General features: G+C 58.3%; 20 protein-coding genes. 8 read left to right on the top strand and 12 right to left on the bottom strand.

Translation table 11 applies throughout. The features are described 5' to 3' along the window. The first annotated feature begins 59 nt into the window (after positions 1-59). The gene (locus HNQ83_RS00205; protein WP_175387124.1) at positions 60-263 is read left to right on the top strand and encodes a twin transmembrane helix small protein; all 204 of its coding nucleotides are present in this window, start codon (positions 60-62) and stop codon (positions 261-263) included. A 96-nt stretch (positions 264-359) separates the two neighbouring features. Here HNQ83_RS00205 and HNQ83_RS00200 read toward each other — a convergent pair whose 3' ends face one another. From HNQ83_RS00200 to coxB, 4 genes are all read right to left on the bottom strand, one after another. Continuing rightward, on the bottom strand, positions 360-1247 hold the full coding sequence (locus tag HNQ83_RS00200; RefSeq protein ID WP_175387123.1) for a cytochrome c oxidase subunit 3: 888 nt from the start codon (positions 1245-1247) through the stop codon (positions 360-362). Between the two features lie 25 nt (positions 1248-1272). Further along, on the bottom strand, positions 1273-1824 hold the full coding sequence (locus tag HNQ83_RS00195) for a cytochrome c oxidase assembly protein (protein ID WP_175387122.1): 552 nt from the start codon (positions 1822-1824) through the stop codon (positions 1273-1275). Positions 1825-1994: 170 nt separating this feature from the next. Continuing rightward, complete coding sequence (ctaD, locus tag HNQ83_RS00190; protein ID WP_008044690.1) at positions 1995-3587, bottom strand: cytochrome c oxidase subunit I; 1593 nt, start codon at positions 3585-3587, stop codon at positions 1995-1997. Between the two features lie 82 nt (positions 3588-3669). Further along, a complete protein-coding gene (coxB, locus tag HNQ83_RS00185; protein WP_175387121.1) occupies positions 3670-4797 on the bottom strand; it encodes a cytochrome c oxidase subunit II in 1128 nt (375 codons plus the stop codon). A gap of 370 nt (positions 4798-5167) precedes the next feature. Between coxB and HNQ83_RS00180 the strand changes: the two genes are divergently transcribed. Further along, the gene (locus tag HNQ83_RS00180; protein WP_175387120.1) at positions 5168-5818 is read left to right on the top strand and encodes a hypothetical protein; all 651 of its coding nucleotides are present in this window, start codon (positions 5168-5170) and stop codon (positions 5816-5818) included. 111 nt (positions 5819-5929) lie between these two features. Here the strand turns inward: HNQ83_RS00180 and HNQ83_RS00175 are convergent, their stop codons facing one another. From HNQ83_RS00175 to HNQ83_RS00165, 3 genes are all read right to left on the bottom strand, one after another. Beyond that, entirely contained in the window at positions 5930-7456 is a 1527-nt protein-coding gene (locus HNQ83_RS00175) for a SulP family inorganic anion transporter (protein ID WP_175387119.1), read from the bottom strand. Positions 7457-7546: 90 nt separating this feature from the next. After that, positions 7547-8278 carry a carbonic anhydrase gene (locus tag HNQ83_RS00170; protein WP_175387118.1) on the bottom strand — a complete coding sequence of 244 codons (732 nt, stop codon included), beginning with the start codon at positions 8276-8278 and terminating at the stop codon, positions 7547-7549. Between the two features lie 242 nt (positions 8279-8520). Then, positions 8521-9579, bottom strand: a complete 1059-nt coding sequence (locus HNQ83_RS00165) for a PA0069 family radical SAM protein (protein ID WP_175387117.1) — start codon at positions 9577-9579, stop codon at positions 8521-8523. A gap of 208 nt (positions 9580-9787) precedes the next feature. Between HNQ83_RS00165 and HNQ83_RS00160 the strand changes: the two genes are divergently transcribed. Together HNQ83_RS00160 and HNQ83_RS00155 are read left to right on the top strand one after the other, a co-directional pair. Next, a complete protein-coding gene (locus HNQ83_RS00160) occupies positions 9788-10090 on the top strand; it encodes a hypothetical protein (protein ID WP_175387116.1) in 303 nt (100 codons plus the stop codon). A gap of 221 nt (positions 10091-10311) precedes the next feature. Continuing rightward, positions 10312-10953 carry a tyrosine-protein phosphatase gene (locus HNQ83_RS00155; RefSeq protein ID WP_175387115.1) on the top strand — a complete coding sequence of 214 codons (642 nt, stop codon included), beginning with the start codon at positions 10312-10314 and terminating at the stop codon, positions 10951-10953. A gap of 45 nt (positions 10954-10998) precedes the next feature. Here the strand turns inward: HNQ83_RS00155 and HNQ83_RS00150 are convergent, their stop codons facing one another. Continuing rightward, on the bottom strand, positions 10999-11286 hold the full coding sequence (locus tag HNQ83_RS00150) for a YheV family putative zinc ribbon protein (protein WP_175387114.1): 288 nt from the start codon (positions 11284-11286) through the stop codon (positions 10999-11001). Continuing rightward, a complete protein-coding gene (gene prlC / locus HNQ83_RS00145; protein ID WP_175387113.1) occupies positions 11283-13361 on the bottom strand; it encodes an oligopeptidase A in 2079 nt (692 codons plus the stop codon). Before prlC ends, HNQ83_RS00150 begins: the two co-directional genes overlap by 4 nt. A gap of 62 nt (positions 13362-13423) precedes the next feature. Between prlC and HNQ83_RS00140 the strand changes: the two genes are divergently transcribed. Both HNQ83_RS00140 and HNQ83_RS00135 read left to right on the top strand, forming a co-directional pair. After that, the gene (locus HNQ83_RS00140; protein WP_175387112.1) at positions 13424-13969 is read left to right on the top strand and encodes a gamma carbonic anhydrase family protein; all 546 of its coding nucleotides are present in this window, start codon (positions 13424-13426) and stop codon (positions 13967-13969) included. 28 nt (positions 13970-13997) lie between these two features. Next, positions 13998-14648 carry an HAD family hydrolase gene (locus HNQ83_RS00135; protein WP_175387111.1) on the top strand — a complete coding sequence of 217 codons (651 nt, stop codon included), beginning with the start codon at positions 13998-14000 and terminating at the stop codon, positions 14646-14648. Positions 14649-14757: 109 nt separating this feature from the next. On the opposite strand, the gene HNQ83_RS00130 is transcribed toward HNQ83_RS00135, so the two are convergent. After that, positions 14758-15849 (bottom strand): aminopeptidase, encoded by a 1092-nt coding sequence (locus HNQ83_RS00130; protein ID WP_175387110.1) that lies wholly within the window; start codon positions 15847-15849, stop codon positions 14758-14760. A 59-nt stretch (positions 15850-15908) separates the two neighbouring features. Between HNQ83_RS00130 and HNQ83_RS00125 the strand changes: the two genes are divergently transcribed. Together HNQ83_RS00125 and HNQ83_RS00120 are read left to right on the top strand one after the other, a co-directional pair. Beyond that, a complete protein-coding gene (locus HNQ83_RS00125; protein ID WP_175387109.1) occupies positions 15909-16331 on the top strand; it encodes a hypothetical protein in 423 nt (140 codons plus the stop codon). 40 nt (positions 16332-16371) lie between these two features. Beyond that, entirely contained in the window at positions 16372-16791 is a 420-nt protein-coding gene (locus tag HNQ83_RS00120; protein WP_175387108.1) for a hypothetical protein, read from the top strand. Positions 16792-16796: 5 nt separating this feature from the next. Here HNQ83_RS00120 and HNQ83_RS00115 read toward each other — a convergent pair whose 3' ends face one another. Further along, positions 16797-17030: a DUF1161 domain-containing protein gene (locus tag HNQ83_RS00115; RefSeq protein ID WP_175387107.1), complete on the bottom strand. Its 234-nt coding sequence runs from the start codon at positions 17028-17030 to the stop codon at positions 16797-16799. A gap of 189 nt (positions 17031-17219) precedes the next feature. Continuing rightward, on the bottom strand, positions 17220-17651 hold the full coding sequence (locus HNQ83_RS00110; protein WP_175387106.1) for an OsmC family protein: 432 nt from the start codon (positions 17649-17651) through the stop codon (positions 17220-17222). Positions 17652-17791 lie beyond the last annotated feature (140 nt).

The raw sequence follows: 17791 nt of genomic DNA, 5'->3' as shown, positions 1-17791 counted from the left end.
AAAGTCGGTCTGTGCGATAGCTATAATCAAGTGCATCGCTTGTCTCCCGGAGTCTCACCATGCTCAAAGCAGCTATCGTCCTGATGCTGATTGCCACGGTTGTCAGCCTGTTCAGCGGCCTGTTTTTTCTGGTCAAGGACGACAGCAGCTCGAACCGCCTCGTCATTGCCTTGAGTGTCCGTGTTGCCCTGGCCGCCATCACCCTCGGATTGATCGCCTGGGGTTTTTTCAGCGGCCAGTTGGTGTCGCACGTGCCTTGGTAACTGTAGGGGCGAGCTCGCTCGCGAAAAACTTCATGACAACGCGTTAATCCAGATAGCCCGCGTTATCGTTAACGCTCATCGCGAGCAAGCTCGCTCCTACAGCACGTAGACGAAAATGAACAGCCCGATCCACACCACGTCCACGAAGTGCCAATACCAACTCGCCGCCTCGAAGCCGAACTGATGCTCGTTGTCGAAGTGCCCGCGCAGGATGCGCATCAGCATCACGAACAGAATGATGGTGCCGATGGTCACGTGCGCGCCGTGAAACCCGGTGAGCATGAAGAATGTTGCGCCGTAGATACCCGAGCCCAGGGTCAGGCCCAGTTCGTGGTAGGCGTGGATGTATTCTTCGGCCTGAAAGCCGAGGAACGCACAGCCCAGTAACACGGTGATTGCCAGCCAGACTTTCAGCACACCGCGATGGCCCTTTTTCAAGGCATGGTGGGCGATGGTGATCGTGACGCTGGAACTCACCAGCAACACGGTATTGAGCAGCGGCAAGCCCCAGGGGCTGATGACTTCCTTCGGGGGCACAAAGAGTTTGGAGTCCGGGTTGTTCAGCAGCGGCCAGGTCCACTCGAAGCCAGGCCATAGCATATGCGCGAGGCCTTTGGTGCCTTCGCCACCCAGCGCCGGGCCGGAAATGTGGCGCACATAAAACAGCGCGCCGAAGAAGGCGATGAAGAACATGACTTCAGAGAAAATGAACCAGCTCATGCCCCAGCGGAACGAGCGATCCATCTGGGCGCTGTACAACCCGCCACGACTTTCCTTGATCACCGTGCCGAACCAGCCGAACAGCATGTAGGCCAGCAGCAGTCCGCCAACGAAAAAGATCAGCGGGCCGTGGGATTCCGGCCGGGCGGCCTTCAGATCGTTGAACCAGGTGCCCAGCCCGAACACCGTGACGAACATCCCGACCGTGGCGATGATCGGCCATTTGCTCTGGGCCGGAACGTAATAGTGCTCATGAGTTGCCATTTATTGTTCTCCTTATCGGGCACGCTCAACCGCCAGTGTTTACTGCGACCGGTGGATGTCGGGCGGTGATATCGAACAGCGTGTAGGACAGCGTCAAATGCTTCACTTCCTTGGGCATGTCACGGTCAACGATGAAACGTACCGGCATTTCTATTCGTTCACCGGGCTGCAGCACTTGCTGGGTAAAGCAGAAGCATTCGGTCTTGTGGAAATACGCCGCCGCAGCGCTGGGCGCGATGCTTGGTACGGCCTGGGCACTCATCGGGCGGTCGGTGGGGTTGTGCGCAATGAAGATCATCTCGTTCACCGCCCCCGGGTTGGCCGTGAGCTCATCGCTCTTGGGATAGAAATCCCAGGACATGTCGACGGAATTGGTCGTCAGGAACTGCACGCGAACCTGCCGCGAGGTATCGACCGTTTGCTCGCCCTCGTACTGCCCGGCGGTCTTGCCATTGATGCCGAACGCCTTGCACATCACGTCGTAGATCGGCACCAGGGCAAACCCGAAGACAAACATCGCCACCACCACCAGCAACAGGCGGGTGACCAGTTTCTTCATCGAAATCGAGTCAGCCATGATTTCTCACCTGCGCCGAGAGCCCTGTGGGAGCGAGCCTGTGTGGCGAGGGAGCTTGCTCCCGCTGGGTCGCGAAGCGACCCCAAAAGCTTTGCGTCTGCTTCGCAGCCGAGCGGGAGCAAGCTCCCTCGCCACACAGGCTCGCTCCCACAAAGGCCATGGCGCTCATTTCATTTCACTTCCGGCGGCGTGGTGAAGGTGTGATAGGGCGCCGGTGACGGAATGCTCCACTCCAGGCCTTCGGCCCCGTCCCACGGTTTGGCCGGTGCAGGCGGGCCGCCGCGGATGGTCTTGATCACGATGAACAGGAAGAAGATCTGCGTGGCGCCAAACATGAACGCGCCGATCGACGACACCATGTTGAAGTCGGCGAACTGCAGGTTGTAGTCCGGAATCCGTCGTGGCATGCCCGCCAGCCCCACGAAGTGCATCGGGAAGAAGGCCATGTTCATGCCGATGAATGACAACCAGAAGTGCAGCTTGCCGAGGGTTTCGTCATACATGTGTCCGGTCCATTTCGGCATCCAGTAGTAGGCCGAAGCGAAGATCCCGAAGATCGCCCCCGGCACCAGCACATAGTGGAAATGCGCGACCACGAAGTAGGTGTCCTGGTACTGGAAGTCCGCCGGGGCGATAGCCAGCATCAGCCCGGAGAAACCGCCGATGGAGAACAGGATCACGAACGCCACGGCGAACAGCATTGGCGTCTCGAAGGTCAACGAACCCTGCCACATGGTGCTGGCCCAGTTGAACACCTTCACCCCGGTGGGCACGGCGATCAGCAACGTGGCGTACATGAAGAACAGCTCGCCTACCAGCGGAATGCCGACCACAAACATGTGGTGCGCCCAGACGATGAACGACAGGAACGCGATACTCGCGGTGGCATAGACCATCGAGGTGTAACCGAACAGCGGCTTGCGCGAGAACGCAGGAATGATCGAGCTGACGGCACCGAAGGCCGGCAGGATCATGATGTACACCTCCGGGTGACCGAAGAACCAGAACACATGCTGGAACAGTACCGGGTCACCGCCACCGGCGGCACTGAAGAAGCTGGTGCCGAAGTGGATGTCCATCAGCATCATTGTCACGCAACCGGCCAGTACCGGCATCACCGCAATCAGCAGGAACGCGGTGATCAGCCAGGTCCAGACGAACAGCGGCATTTTCATCAGCGTCATGCCGGGGGCGCGCAGGTTGAGGATGGTGGCGATCACGTTGATCGCGCCCATGATCGAGCTGATCCCCATCAAGTGGATGGCGAAGATGAAGAAGGTCACGCTTTCCGGCGCGTAGGTCGTTGACAGCGGCGCGTAGAACGTCCAGCCAAAGTTCGGCCCGCCACCGGGGGTGAACAGGGTCGACACCAACAGCAGGAACGCCGCCGGCAGCAGCCAGAAACTGAAGTTGTTCATCCGCGGCAACGCCATGTCCGGTGCACCGATCATCAGCGGAACCATCCAGTTGGCGAGGCCGACGAAAGCCGGCATCACCGCACCGAAGACCATCACCAGACCGTGCATGGTGGTCATCTGGTTGAAGAATTCCGGCTGGACGATTTGTAGCCCCGGCTGGAACAGCTCGGCGCGAATCACCATCGCGAACGAGCCGCCCAAGAGGAACATGGAAAACGCAAACCACAGGTACAGCGTGCCGATATCCTTGTGGTTGGTGGTCAGCACCCAGCGCATCAGGCCTTTGGCAGGGCCATGGGCGTGCTCGGTATGGGTATGGACAGGGTCATCGATGACAGCCGTCATTTCATGTCTCCTGCAAACAGAGAGGCTGGGCGGGCCGGAGCGCATTGCCCCGACCGGTTGCTGGTGTACGCAATAGACCGGGTCATTTGCTTTCCGCCTGTTTCAGCTCCAGCACTTCTTTCGGCGTGACCATGTCGCCCTTGTTGTTGCCCCAGGCGTTACGTTCGTAGGTCACAACCGCCGCGATATCGACTTCCGACAGCTGCTTGCCGAACGCTGCCATGGCGGTACCAGGCTTGCCGTGGAAGACAATGCCCAAGTGATCCTTGATCGGTCCGGTGGCGATTTTCGAGCCCTTGAGTGCCGGGAACATCGGCGGCAGGCCCTGGCCTTCGGCCTGGTGACAGGCCACGCAAGTGGTGTGATAGACCTTGTCGCCGCGCTCCTTGAGTTCGTCGAGGGTCCACTCCTTGCTGGTCAGTTCTTTAAGTTGCGCGGCTTCAGCCTTGCGCTCGGCCAGCCATTTTTCGTAATCGGGCTTGTCCTTGACCTCGACCACGATCGGCATGAAACCGTGATCCTTGCCGCACAGTTCGGCGCACTGGCCACGGTAGATGCCGGGTTTGTCGACGCGGGTCCAGGCTTCGTTGACGAACCCGGGGATCGCATCGCGCTTGACCGCGAAGGCGGGCACCCACCAGGAGTGGATCACGTCGGCGGACGTCACGAGGAAGCGCACCTTGGCGCCGATCGGCAGCACCAACGGCTTGTCGACTTCGAGCAAGTAATGCTCGCTCTTGGCTTCCTTGTTGTGGATCTGATCGGCGGGGGTGGCCAGGTTGCTGAAGAACTCGACGTCCTGACCCAGGTATTTGTAGTGCCACTTCCACTGGTAACCGGTGACCTGGATATCGATATCCGGCTCACTGGCGTCGTACATCTTGATCAGGGTCGCGGTCGCCGGAACCGCCATGGCCACCAGAATGATGAAGGGCACGATGGTCCAGAGGATTTCGACGGTGGTGCTTTCATGAAATTTTGCGGCGACCTGCCCGGTCGAGCGGCGATGCAGGATCATCGACCAGAACATGGCGCCAAAGACGATGATGCCGATCACTACACAGATCCAGAAAATGGTCATGTGCAGGTCAAACACAGCGTGACTGATTTCAGTCGCTCCAGGCGCCATATTCACAGTCCAGGCCGCTTGCGCCTGACTGAAAATCGACCACAACAGGAGGCCCATCCAGACATGTGGATGTCGCATCATTGCGGGTTCCCCTTATCGTTCTTGTTATCCCGCCGGCTTTCACCTGCGGCAAGGGAGCGGCTGCATCAGACTACGAACTTGAATCGCCGGGCCTTGCTGCAGTGCAGTCGGGCGTCATCAGCTAACTCCATTCATGAGCGAGTATAGACAGCGACTCTCACCTCGCAATGTGAAGGCGTAAATCATCTGAAACAGCATTAACTTGCGTTGCGGGTCACGAATGGAGAAGGATGCAGACGAGTGGTGGCAAACCGATATAACGCGGGCGTCTCAAGGATGAAACAATTATGACAAATGCGTCTTAGCATTTTTCGTAAGCCAGCTAAGTTATGTCTTCCCTATTTCATTGCCTTTGTTTCCTGGAGTTTTCATGAACACCGCCGCATTGCGCGAGCAGATCCAAAAAGCCCAACAACACGAAGCCGAGACCCGCCTGCTGACTCGTCAGCTGGAAAGTAAACTGCCTCATCTACACCCGGCGATCCAGTTGCCGGAGACGGACGCCAACGGCGTGCTGACGCGTTTTGTCGCCGCCTACATCGACGAAGTTCCTGATCTGCTGGAAGCAGCCAATGAAGTCGCCAGGGAAGCGGGCATCGAATCACAGATCAAACCGGTGCTGAAAATCGCCGAGCAGTACTTCCTCCAGCCGCCGGCGATCATGGCCGGGCATGTCGGGCTCGACAGCCTGCTGGACGAAGCCTATCTGGCGCATCGGTTCGTCGAAGAGGTCAACGACTTGTACATCAAGCATTTCGGCCAGCCACTGATCCCCTTGGACATGACGGTCGCCAATCTGATTGCTCACCAGTTGATCGGTGAGGAATTTGCCAACCAACTGGACGAGGCCGTGCACCACGCCGTGGACGAGATGCTCAACGACGACAGCTTTGCGCTGGAATCGGTTGAAGCCTACCGCGAGAAACTCAGCAGCCCGGACACTGGCGCCGCGTGGAAGCGCTGGCCTTGCATGTCCCGCCGCCTGGGTGTGGGCCTGGCGCTGGATCAAACCGTGGCTTGATCCACCCCGGAACCTGTGGGAGCGAGCCTGCTCGCGAATGCATTTGATCATTCAACATTTATGTCGACTGACAGAACGCTTTCGCGAGCAGGCTCGCTCCCACACAGTTTTTTATCCAGCCGCGCCGATGCCGATATTGGTCCGAACGCGCCCCTCCAGCCTGCGCTTCAACCCGCGTGACTCGATCAACAACGTCGAACCCTTGGCCGCATTCGCCCGGCCCCAGTCTTCCAGCAACTCCAGGCACGAGTGATCGATGTAGCTCAGATGATTGAGCGGCACGTGCACCGTGGTGCCTGGCGGTATGCTGCCGAGTATCTGGGTCAGCGCCGGCACCTTGAGGAAGGTCGCCGCACCCACCAGGCGCAATTCCATTTCACCCTCTTGGGGCAGGTCGATCAGGCTGATCTTCAAGCGAGAAGCCTTCAGCGCCAGCTTCACCAGGGTCAGGCCGAAACCGATCAGAACACCGGTCAGCAAGTCGGTGAAGATGATCGCCAATGCCGTTGCGGCGTAGGTGAACATCGGCATCCGGCCGTAGCGACCCAGACCGCGAAAGGTTTTGAGGTCTACCAGTTTGAAACCGGTGTAAACCAGCACACCGGCCAGGCTTGCCACTGGAATGCTTTGCAGGACGCTCGACAGCAACAACACGAACGCCAGCAGCCACAGACCGTGGAAAATCGTCGAGTAACGGGTGGTGGCGCCGGCCTGGACGTTGGCTGAACTGCGCACGATCACCCCGGTCATTGGCAACGCGCCGAGTAATCCGCAGAGCATATTGCCCACACCTTGCGCTGACAGTTCACGGTCGAAGTCCGAGCGTTGGCCGCTGTGCATGCGATCCACCGCAGCAGCGGACAGCAGGGTCTCGGCGCTGGCAATGAAAGCCACGGCGAAAGCGGCGATCAGTAGCGCGGGGTCGGTCAGGTTGAGCAGGTCCGCAGGTTTGAGCCAGTCGATGGCTTCGGCCAGGTTGGCGGGAACTTCAACCCGTTTGACGGGCAATGCCAGCAGCCGGCTGGCGATCGTCGCCAGGCCGACCCCGAGCAGCGCGCCGGGAATGAAGCGCAGTGAACGCGGGCGCAGTTTTTCCCAGAGCCACATCACGGCGATGGTCGAAAGCCCGAGCAGACCGGCCTGCCAGCCGAACGACGGCAGTGCCTGTGCCACTGCGCCGGGGAACGCCGTGAGGTTGTCCAGGCCCGAGGGTTTCGGCGCGGCGTCGAGCATCACATGCACCTGCGAAAGTACGATCAGCACACCAATCCCGGCGAGCATGCCGTACACCACCGCCGGGGCCGTGACCCGGAACCAGCAACCAAGCTTGAAACGCCCGGCCAGCAGCTGCAGAAAGCCAGCCAATAGCAGGATCGGCCCAAGCATGGCCACGCCGTGCTGGCGAACCAGTTCGAACACCAGCACTGCCAAGCCTGCCGCGGGACCGCTGACTTGCAGCGGAGAACCCGCCAGCCAGCCGACAACCAGGCCACCGATGATCCCGGTAATCAGTCCTTTTGCAGGGGGCAGGCCCGAAGCGATGGCAATGCCCATGCACAGGGGCAGTGCGACCAGAAACACAACCACCGAAGCCAATAGCTCCCGTGGCAGTACAGCTTTCAATTGAGCAGCACGCATGGTGATTCTCCCGAAGTTTTCTTCAGGCGTGGCAAGGCCGGACCGCTGAAACAGCGGCCGGCGTCAAACCACACAGATTGTTAGGAGGATTTAGAAGCGCGCTTTGGGCGTCGCCACCGGAATCGGGTGACTGCCGTCGAGCGGCAGGAAACGACCCTGATCCGCGTCGTAAGCTTTGATTTCGCTGGTTTCGATGTCGTAGACCCAGCCATGGATGAACAGATGACCGTTCGCCATGCGCGAGGCTACCGAAGGATGGGTACGCAAGTGCTGCAATTGGGCGATGACATTTTCCTCGGTGAGGACATGCATGCTCTCGTTTTCGTCGGTGCAGTTGCAGTTCTCGTGCACCATGGTTTTCGCGACTTCCGCGTGCCGCAGCCAGGCTTTGACCGTGGGCATTTTTTCCAGGCTGTCGGGATTGAGTACTGCACGCATGGCACCGCAGTCGGAGTGGCCGCAGATGATGATGTGCTGTACGCCCAGTGCCAGCACCGCGTACTCGATGGCCGTGGAAACACCACCGTTCATCTGGCCATAAGGCGGTACGACGTTGCCAACGTTGCGAGTCACGAACAGATCGCCGGGCGAACTTTGGGTAATCAGTTCGGGCACGATGCGCGAGTCGGCACAAGTGATGAACATTGCCCGTGGCTGTTGGGCCGTGGCGAGTTTCTTGAAGAGTTCTTCCTGCTGCGGGAAGACCTCATGATGAAAATGTAAAAAGCCGTCAACGATACGCTTCAACGCTGCATCGGCGCTTTCCACCTCGGGTTGGGCAGAAGCCGACGCAGCCAACGGCTGTTTATCCTTGTCACTCATGATTCATCCTCTTTGGCGGGCTCAGGGAGTTATCCCGTGTTGTCCGGTGTGAAGCCAGTGGCTGGTTAAAAAACATCCAGGTCTTGAAACTCGACCCGTCAGTCACTCGATGAGCAAGGTAGCTGTCGAATCTTAATTGAAACTGAATAAAACGCTCTAGAACGCGTGTTCCAGGTCACATAAAACGTGACCAGCCTAACACTGCGCGGGTTTCCCCGTACTCAACCTTAGGCCAATTGTCCTTAAATCAACGACATTTGGCGACCCGGCGGACAAAAGGCTTCGCAATCCAGATTGAAGCCTTCGCGATGATTGAGCCCCAGGCGTTTGATGGTTTTGGCAAAGCGCTGTGCCAGCAGGTCGGCAAAGGGGCCTTCGCCACGCATCCGCGCCCCGAAGCGACTGTCGTAAAGCTCACCGCCACGGCTCTGGCGGATCAGGCTCAACACATGTGCGGCCCGTTGCGGGTAGTGGGCGAGCAGCCATTCTTCGAACAGCGGCGCCACTTCCAGCGGCAGGCGCAACATCATGTAAGCCGCACTCTGCGCCCCGGCCGCATGGGCCTCGGTGAGCAGATTTTCGAGTTCGCTGTCGTTGATCATCGGAATCATCGGTGAACACAGTACACCCACCGGAATGCCTGCATCGCGCATGACCCTGATCGCCCGCAACCGGGCCTTGGGCGCCGCAGCCCGGGGTTCGAGGATGCGCTTGAGTTCGTCGTCCAGGCTGGTCAGGCTGATCATCACCGCCACCAATTTTTGCCGGGCGAGTTCGGTCAGCAGGTCCAGATCGCGAAGAATCAGTGAGCCCTTGGTCACGATGGTCACCGGATGGCGGTAACGCAGGAGCACTTCGAGGGTTTGCCGGGTGATCTTGTATTCGCGCTCGATCGGTTGATAAGGATCCGTGTTGGAACCGAGGTTGATCGGTGCGCATTGATAACCGCGTTTGCACAGCTGTTCTTCCAGCACGTCCACGGCGTTGGTCTTGGCGATCAGCTTTGTTTCGAAATCAAGCCCTGGCGATAGGTCCCAATAGGCGTGGCTGGGGCGTGCATAGCAATAGATGCAACCGTGCTCGCAGCCACGGTAAGGGTTGATCGAGCGATCGAAGGGCAGGTCCGGAGAGGTGTTGCGGGTGATGATGGTTTTCGCCGTTTCGATGCGCACTTCAGTGCCTTGGGTCATCGGCGCTTCCTGATACCAGCCGTCGTCCTCGGTCACCGAACGGTTGGGGGCGAAGCGGTTGTGCGGGTTGGTCGCGGTGCCGCGTCCGCGAGGAGGCAGGGGGGTAGCCATCAGTGCGATCCTTTAGCTGTATGTACATACAGTATCCGAGGTTCGCCTGCCAGGCCAGTGCCGTTCGGCACCCAAAGGCTTTTCGAGCTTTGTTCAATACGCTGATATTCATGACGGGAAACACATCGCCCGTAGTGTTCTGCTATTGGATCAGTACCCTCTTCTTCACACGAAATGATCGTGTCTTCGTTATTAAAGGGATTTATTCATGTCGCATTACAATCAACGTGGTGTATTTCTTCAGTTATTTCGCCCCTCTGTTTTCAATCCAAAGGAAGTCAGGGTTTCCATGCAATTTGCGCTTAAGGAAGAGGGCTACGACCCGGTCATCGGTGATGTCACCTGTTCTTTGCTCGACTCGACCATTCGCGAGGCGGTATCGAATGACGGTGGGGTTACTTTTACGATGAAAAGCCCCACTGACGTTGACGGTGATGGCGACATCGACTTGCAGGACAAGGCGGTATTGGTGGGGCTGGCGAAAGCCTATTCGAAGATCCTCAACCCCTGATCAGAGAATGCATCGGGTTCTTCAAGTGAACGACTCTGCATAGTCCGCAACATAAAACGGCACTTTGGTTTTGTGCCGTTTTTTACTTTTTTGAACTGTGTATTTCAAGTAACAATAAACAGCGCCCTCAATTCACAATTCTTTGACAGGCACCTCACAGGCCTTTAACCAGCCAGCAGCGACACTGCGCCCATTCACACTATCCGCATGGTCGTTCAGGTATGTCCTTACCGCGTCTTTCAATTGCGACGTTACTGTTAACACTGTCCGCATTTTTCACTTTCGTCCACGCCGACGACTCTGCGGTGCCACGTCCCGCGGAATGGGCGCAGCCGGTCGAAGCGCAATACAACCTGTTTCAGATGTCGCCAACGCTGTACCGCAGTGCGCTACCTGACAGTGGAGCGGTACCGTTGCTGAATAAGCTCAAAGTCGTAACGGTGATCAATTTTCTGCCCGAAGCGGATTCACGCTGGTTGACCGCACCCGACATCGCCCAAGTGCAACTGCCCTATCGCACCAATCATGTCGATGACGCCGATGTACTCAAGGCTCTGCGTGCCATTCAAGATGCTGAAGCCAAAGGTCCGGTCCTGATGCACTGCAAACATGGTTCCGACCGGACCGGCCTGATGGCGGCCATGTACCGGGTAGTGGTGCAGGGTTGGAGCAAGGAAGACGCGTTGAGCGAAATGACTGAAGGTGGCTTTGGTGACAGCACCCACTTCAAGGACGGCGTGCGTTACATGATGAAGGCTGATGTCGACAAGCTTCGTGAGGCGTTGGCCAATGGCGATTGCAGCACGAGCCCGTTCGCGGCGTGTTCGATGAAGAGTTGGTTGCAGTCGGCCCATATCCAGTAACAACGCCTTCCACCGCATTGCGCGGTGGAAGGCTATTCACTCTACTCAGTGCTGCTCGTCAGGTTTTTTCTTCAGCTTGGGATTCGGAAAGAACTGTACGGCCTGGACTTTGGTATCCGCAGGTTTCACCACGGGCGTATTGACCCGCGTGCCTAATTCCTTGGGCACGGACAAACCTTGTTCATTCAATGTGTCGGAGTAACCGCACGCCACACACTCGCGATGTGGAACGTTGTCTTCGCTCCACATCATCAACTTGTCCGGCTCGCTGCAAGCCGGGCAAACCGCGCCGGCGATAAAGCGTCGCTTGGTAATCACAGGACCCTCACTCATGCTGCCGCGCCTTCACTCAGGCCGCTGTGGCGCAGCAATGCGTCAATCGATGGCTCACGGCCACGGAAGTCGACGAACAACACCATTGGCTCTTGAGAACCGCCGCGCGCCAGGATCGCTTCGCGGAACGCGCGACCGGTCTCGGCGTTGAGCACGCCTTCTTCTTCAAACTTCGAAAACGCATCGGCTGACAACACTTCTGCCCATTTGTAGCTGTAGTAACCCGCGGCATAACCGCCGGCGAAGATATGGGCGAAGCTGTTCGGGAAGCGGTTGTAGGCCGGCGGACGCATCACCGACACCTCGTCGCGTACGCCTTCGAGCACCTGCAGCACGCTGCGGCCGTCGCCGTGGGTGGCGTGCAGTTCAAAGTCGAACAGCGAGAACTCCAGCTGGCGCACCATCATCAGGCCGGACTGGAAATTTTTTGCCGCGAGCATTTTTTGCAGCAGGTCCTGAGGCAGGGGCTCGCCGGTTTCATAGTGACCGGAAATCAACGCCAGGCCTTCAGGCTCCCAGCACCAGTTCTCCATGAACTGGCTTGGCAACTCGACCGCATCCCAGGCCACGCCGTTGATGCCGGAGACACCGGCATGTTCGACACGGGTCAGCAGGTGATGCAGGCCATGGCCGAACTCGTGGAACAGGGTGGTGACTTCGTCGTGGGTCAGCAGCGCGGGCTTGCCGCTGTCGGCCGGGGTGAAGTTGCACACCAGGTTGGCCACCGGGCTTTGCAGCACGCCCTCGACGGTGCGACGACGGTCGCGTGCGCCGTCCATCCAGGCACCGCCACGTTTGTTGGCGCGGGCGTACAGGTCGAAGAAGAAGCGACCGACGTGCTGGCCGTTTTCCTTGATTTCGAACAGGCGGACATCCGGGTGCCAGGTGTCGAAGCCTTTTTGTTCGGCGATCTCGATGCCGTACAGGCGCTGGACGATGGCGAACAGGCCGCTCAGCACTTTATCGATCGGGAAGTAGGCGCGCAGGGCTTCCTGGGCCACGCTGTAGCGTTGCTCGCGGAGTTTTTCGCCGTAGAAACCGCTGTCCCAGCTTTGCAGGTCCGGGCAGCCCTGTTCGGCGGCGTAAGCCTTGAGCTGTTGCAGGTCCTGAGCGGCGAACGGCTTGCTGCGCTTGGCCAGGTCGCGCAGGAAACTCAGCACCTGATCGCTGGATTCGGCCATTTTGGTCGCCAGGCTCAGCTCGGAGAAACTGCTGAAGCCCAGCAGCTTGGCAAGCTCCTGACGCAGGTCGAGGATTTCCTCCATGACCGGGCCGTTGTCGTTCTGACCGGCATTCGGGCCTTGATCCGACGCGCGGGTGCAGTAGGCGGCGTAGACTTCCTCGCGCAGCGCACGATCCTGGGCGTAGGTCATCACCGCGTAGTAGCTGGGGAATTCCAGGGTGATCAGCCAGCCGTCGAGGTCTTTGGCCTGGGCCGCGGCAGCCATTTGCGCCTTGGCCGAGTCGGTCAGGCCGGCGAGGGCGGCTTCATCGGTGATGTGTTTGGTCCAGGCCTGGGTCGCGTCCAGCAACTGGTTGGAGAAGCGGCTGCCCAGCTCGGACAGTTTGCTCTGCACTTCGGCGTAACGCTTCTGTTCGGCTTCCGGCAGATCGATACCCGACAGGCGGAAATCGCGCAGCGCATGTTCCAGGATGGTTTTCTGCGCCACGTCGAATCCGGCGGCTTCCGGGCTGTTGGCCAGGGCTTCATAGGCCTGGAACAGCTCACGGTTCTGGCCCATCTCGGTGGAGTAGGCGCTCAGGGCCGGCAGGCAGGATTCATAGGCTTCGCGCAATTCGGCGCTGTTGCACACGGCATTCAGGTGGCTGACCGGGCTCCACGCAGCGCCGAGACGGTCATTGAGTTCGTCCATTGCCAGCACCAGGCCGGTCCAGGTCGGTTGTTTGCCCTGGCTCTTGAGGATCTCGATAATGGCGGCGCGGTTGTCAGCCAGGATCTGTTCAATGGCCGGTTGCACATGTTCGGCACGGATTGCGGAGAACGGCGGCAGGTCGTAGGACTGCAAAAGAGGGTTGTTCACGCTCACGGTTGACACCTTGGCTGGAAGAAACATTGGCCCATCTTAATTACAATCGGCACTCACCGCAGCTATCAGCGACAGAGAGAGAACCTATCGTGCCCCTTCGCAAGTATCAGAACCACACGCCAGTGCTCGGCCAAGGCGCTTTTGTCGACCGCTCGGCGGTGGTGATCGGCGACGTCGAAATCGGCGAAGACAGTTCGGTATGGCCTTTGACGGTGATCCGCGGCGACATGCACCGCATCCGCATCGGTGCGCGCACCAGCGTGCAGGATGGCTGTGTGCTGCACATCACCCACGCCGGGCCGTTCAACCCGGACGGGTACCCATTGCTGATCGGCGATGATGTGACCATCGCCCACAAGGTCATGCTGCATGGGTGCACCATTGGTAGCCGGGTGCTGATCGGGATGGGCAGCATTGTGATGGACGGTGCGGTGGTCGCCGATGATGTCATCATCGGTGCCGGAAGCCTCGTGCCACCGGGCAAGTGCCTGGAAAGCGGTTTCCTCTATGTGGGCAGCCCGGTGAAGCAGATACGGCCGCTGACGGACAAGGAACAGGCTTTCTTTACCTACAGCGCGGCGAACTACGTGAAGCTCAAGGATCTGCATTTGGCCGAAGGCTACGACCAGATCTGACGCGTCTCACTATTACCCAGGAATTTTCATGCATTACCAAACCGTTTTGTTCGACCTCGATGGCACCCTGACCGACCCGCGTGAAGGCATCACCCGCTCGATTCAGTTTGCCTTGAGCAAGCTTGGCATCGATGAGCCCGATCTCACCAAGCTCGAACATTTCATCGGCCCGCCGTTGTTGCAGGCATTCATGCAGTTCTATGACTTCGACGAAGCCAAGGCCTGGGAGGCGGTGAATTTCTATCGCGAACGCTTCAAAGTCACAGGCTTGTATGAAAACCGAGTGTTCGACGGTGTCACGCCGCTGTTGGAAACCTTGGGCGGACAGGGGCGACAGCTGTACATCGCGACGTCCAAGCCGTGGGTTTTCGCCCGGGAAATTGCCCGGCATTTCGACTTCGCCAAGCACTTCAAAGTGATCTACGGCAGCGAACTGGACGGCACCCGTACCAACAAAGTCGAGCTGATCGCCCATTTGATCGCCGAGGAAGGCCTGGACCCAACCAACACCCTGATGATCGGCGACCGCAAGCACGACCTGATCGGCGCGCGCAGCAACGGCCTGGACGCGGCGGCGGTGGGCTATGGGTTTGGCAGTCGGGAAGAGCTCAGCGCCGAAGCGCCGGCCTATCATTTTGAAACGTTGGATGAGATGCATCAGGCGTTTTTGCGGGGCTAATGAGATCGCCATCGCGGGCAAGCCATGCTCCCACAGGTTTTGCGTCGTGTTTCAATGTTGTGAACGACATCGCATCTGTGGGAGCGGGCTTGCCCGCGAAGAGGCCGGCTCAGGCACCGAAACTCTTGGACTCCGCCAAGGCCTTCAGCGCTGTCTTACGCTGTTCAACGGGCAGCGCACCCAATCTCTCGACCTCGACATAAAACTTCACCCAATCCCCACCCATCTGTTTGAACAATGCCGCAAACGCAGGTGCCCATTGGTCATACAGCCCAAAGGGCAGCAATCGCGCATTGTTCATCGGCGCATTGATCCACGCGTCATAACGCTTGTCGCTGGCCCATTGGCTATCACGCAGTTGCCGGTACTCGCCGCGCAGGCGCTCGAACTCTGCAGCTTTGCGTTGGCGCATTTGTTCGGGTGGCAGTGGCAGGGCGTAGAGCTTTTCAAGCCGGGTGCGGGCGTCCAGCACCAGCTGAATGAACTGATCCCGTTGTTGCACCTGTTTCCCGGTATCGGGTGGAAGATTGCGCCAGGCACGCCATTGGCGGGTGCCTTCCTGCTCGACGAAGGTGGCGAATGACTCGTTGAATTCGGTGTCGTCCTTCACATAAATGCGCTGATGCGCCAGTTCGTGAAAAATCAGCGTGGCCAGACGTTCATCGCCCCACCCCATCATCGAGCTCATGATCGGATCGTTGAACCAGCCCAGGGTCGAGTAGGCCTCGACGCCACCGATGGTCACATCCATGCCCTGCAGGCGTTGCAGCGCCGCTTCACCACGCGCGGCACTCTGGCTGTAGTAGCCGCGATAGGCCACGCAGCCGGCGATCGGGAAGCAATGATTCTGCGGCTTCAGGGAAAATTCCGGCGTGACGAACACGTTCCAGACGACATAGGGACGGCCGATGTCGGCGTACAACCGGTAACTCTGGTTGTCCGGCAGATGCAGTTGCTGGCTGGCGAAGGTCCGGGCTTTTTGTGACTGGGCCAGGTGCATCCGCAGTTTCTGATCTCGGTGGGGATCGGCAATCACAGTGGAAACGGGTTCCCGTGCGCGCAGCAATTGCAGTTGGCCACTGGCCAGTTGGCTGTAATAGCTGATGCTGGAACAACCGTTGAGTAACAAAAGCAACGCAGCCGGAAACAAAATGCGCAAAACGCGATCAAGTAACCCAAGGCTTGGATGCGGCCTGATCAAAATAAAAAATTCCTGGAGAGTCTGCTCGCAAGACTATCCCGCTTGACTGGAGCTCCGCTATGCGCAAATTGATGCTGACGGGAGGCCTGCTGACGCTGGCCGGCTGTGCCGGGTTCGGCTTGCCTCATCATGATCCGACGCAAGCATGGATTGATCTGGAATCCCATCAGGAAGATACGGCGCTGCTGGCGCTGGGAGTGGATGACAAAGCGACCACTGATAAACGCTACTTCCAGGTGCAGCCCGGTAGTCATGAGCTAAAGGTTCGCTATCAGTTTCCCGTACAGCCCACCAACATTGGCCCCGACGCCAAGCCGCTGTGGCGTGACTGTCAGTTAAACGTGAAATTCAACGAATTCAACGCCGGCGAGCGCTATCAATTGCAAGCAGGGAATATCGGGTTCCGACCATGGGCCAAGCTCTATGATCAGCAGCGAAAAGTGATTGGCCAAGGTACACCGGCGGGCTGCCAACGCACCTGATCGGCGCTATTCTGAATACCCGGTACTCAGGACATTCATCATGCGCAGGTTGATGCTGTTACTGGCTGCAAGCTTGGTTGCCGGTTGTTCGACACCGATGCCGGCAGCCAATCCGCAAATGGCGTGGGTCGACTTCTCCACACCCTTTCCAAACGACAAATTGCTGATGGGCGAGCGACTGGACAACCAGCGCTTGCGCGACGGGCGGTTTTTCCAGGTCACTCCCGGTAGCCACGAACTCACGGTTCGCTTCGATTTTGAAGTGCCTGGAGGGGGCTCGGATTTGTTTGACGGTGGCTCGGAACGGCTGTGCTACATGATCATCAAGTACGACCATTTCGAGGCCGGTCAGCGTTATGTGTTGCAAGCCCGCTCCATGGCGTTCACGCCCGAAGCTCGTCTGTACAACGCCAAAAATGAAATAGTCGCCGAAGAAAGACAGATCAACTGTGTGCCATAGGTCGGTCAGCGGTCGTTCTTCTGGTAGATGATTTTCTTGGTGCCATTTTCGCACGAGCCCACGACCATGTTCTGATCGTGGACTTCGTCGTTGGTAACGATTTCCAGGGTATAGGAGGTCACTCCGCGAGCCTGGATCTTGGCTTCGATTTCGGCCTTGAGTTCTTCACAGGGTTTAGGTGCTGCCAAGGCCGAAGAGGCCAGTGCGCAACAGATAACCGTCAAGGCAAAACGTTTCATGGTTGAAGCTCCTTTGAGGCAGCTCGCAGGATTCTGCGTTTTGGCTGCTGTCATTTATTCGACCACAATTTTGACGGGCAAGTCTGCTGTCGAGCAAAAAGATCGCAGCCTTACGCAGCTCCTACAGGGGAACGAGATTCATTGCAGGAGCTGCCGAAGGCTGCGATTTTTTACGGCGCCAACCCCGATTCAGCTAACTAAAGTCGCATCCAGGCTGATTTTCGCATTCAGAACCTTGGAAACCGGACAACCTTCCTTGGCCTTATTGCTCAGCTCCTCGAATTGCGCCTGGCTGGCACCGGGAATTTTCGCCTTGAGGATCAGTTTTACCGCTGTAATCGCAAATCCGCCATCCACCTGGTCCAAGGTGACTTCGGCCTTGGTATCAATGCTATCGGCCTTCAGGCCGGCCTCACCGAGAATCATGGAAAATGCCATGGAGAAACAGCCCGCATGGGCTGCGCCGATCAGCTCTTCCGGATTGGTCCCTTTGCCGCCCTCGAAACGCGCCTTGAAGCCGTAGGGCGCTTCCCTGAGCACACCGGTTTCCGTGGAAATCGAGCCGATGCCGGTTTTCAGGTCACCTTCCCAATGGGCCGATGCTTTCTTGATGATAGCCATGCCTTTCTCCTCAAAATCCGGCGCGAAAGGTCGCGCCTGTATGGTTTCGGTTACCAGGATTGTGAGGGTAGTCTGTGAATCAAAGTTCACTTCATCCGATCCTGGCGGCTTTTGGGCAGGAATTTTTCCCGCGCTATTGA

Source organism: Pseudomonas sp. C2B4 (genome assembly GCF_013359695.1).
In the GTDB taxonomy this organism is placed as follows: Bacteria; Pseudomonadota; Gammaproteobacteria; order Pseudomonadales; family Pseudomonadaceae; genus Aquipseudomonas.
The sequence above is the reverse complement of the archived record's forward strand: the minus strand, read 5'-3'. Positions and strand labels throughout refer to the sequence as shown.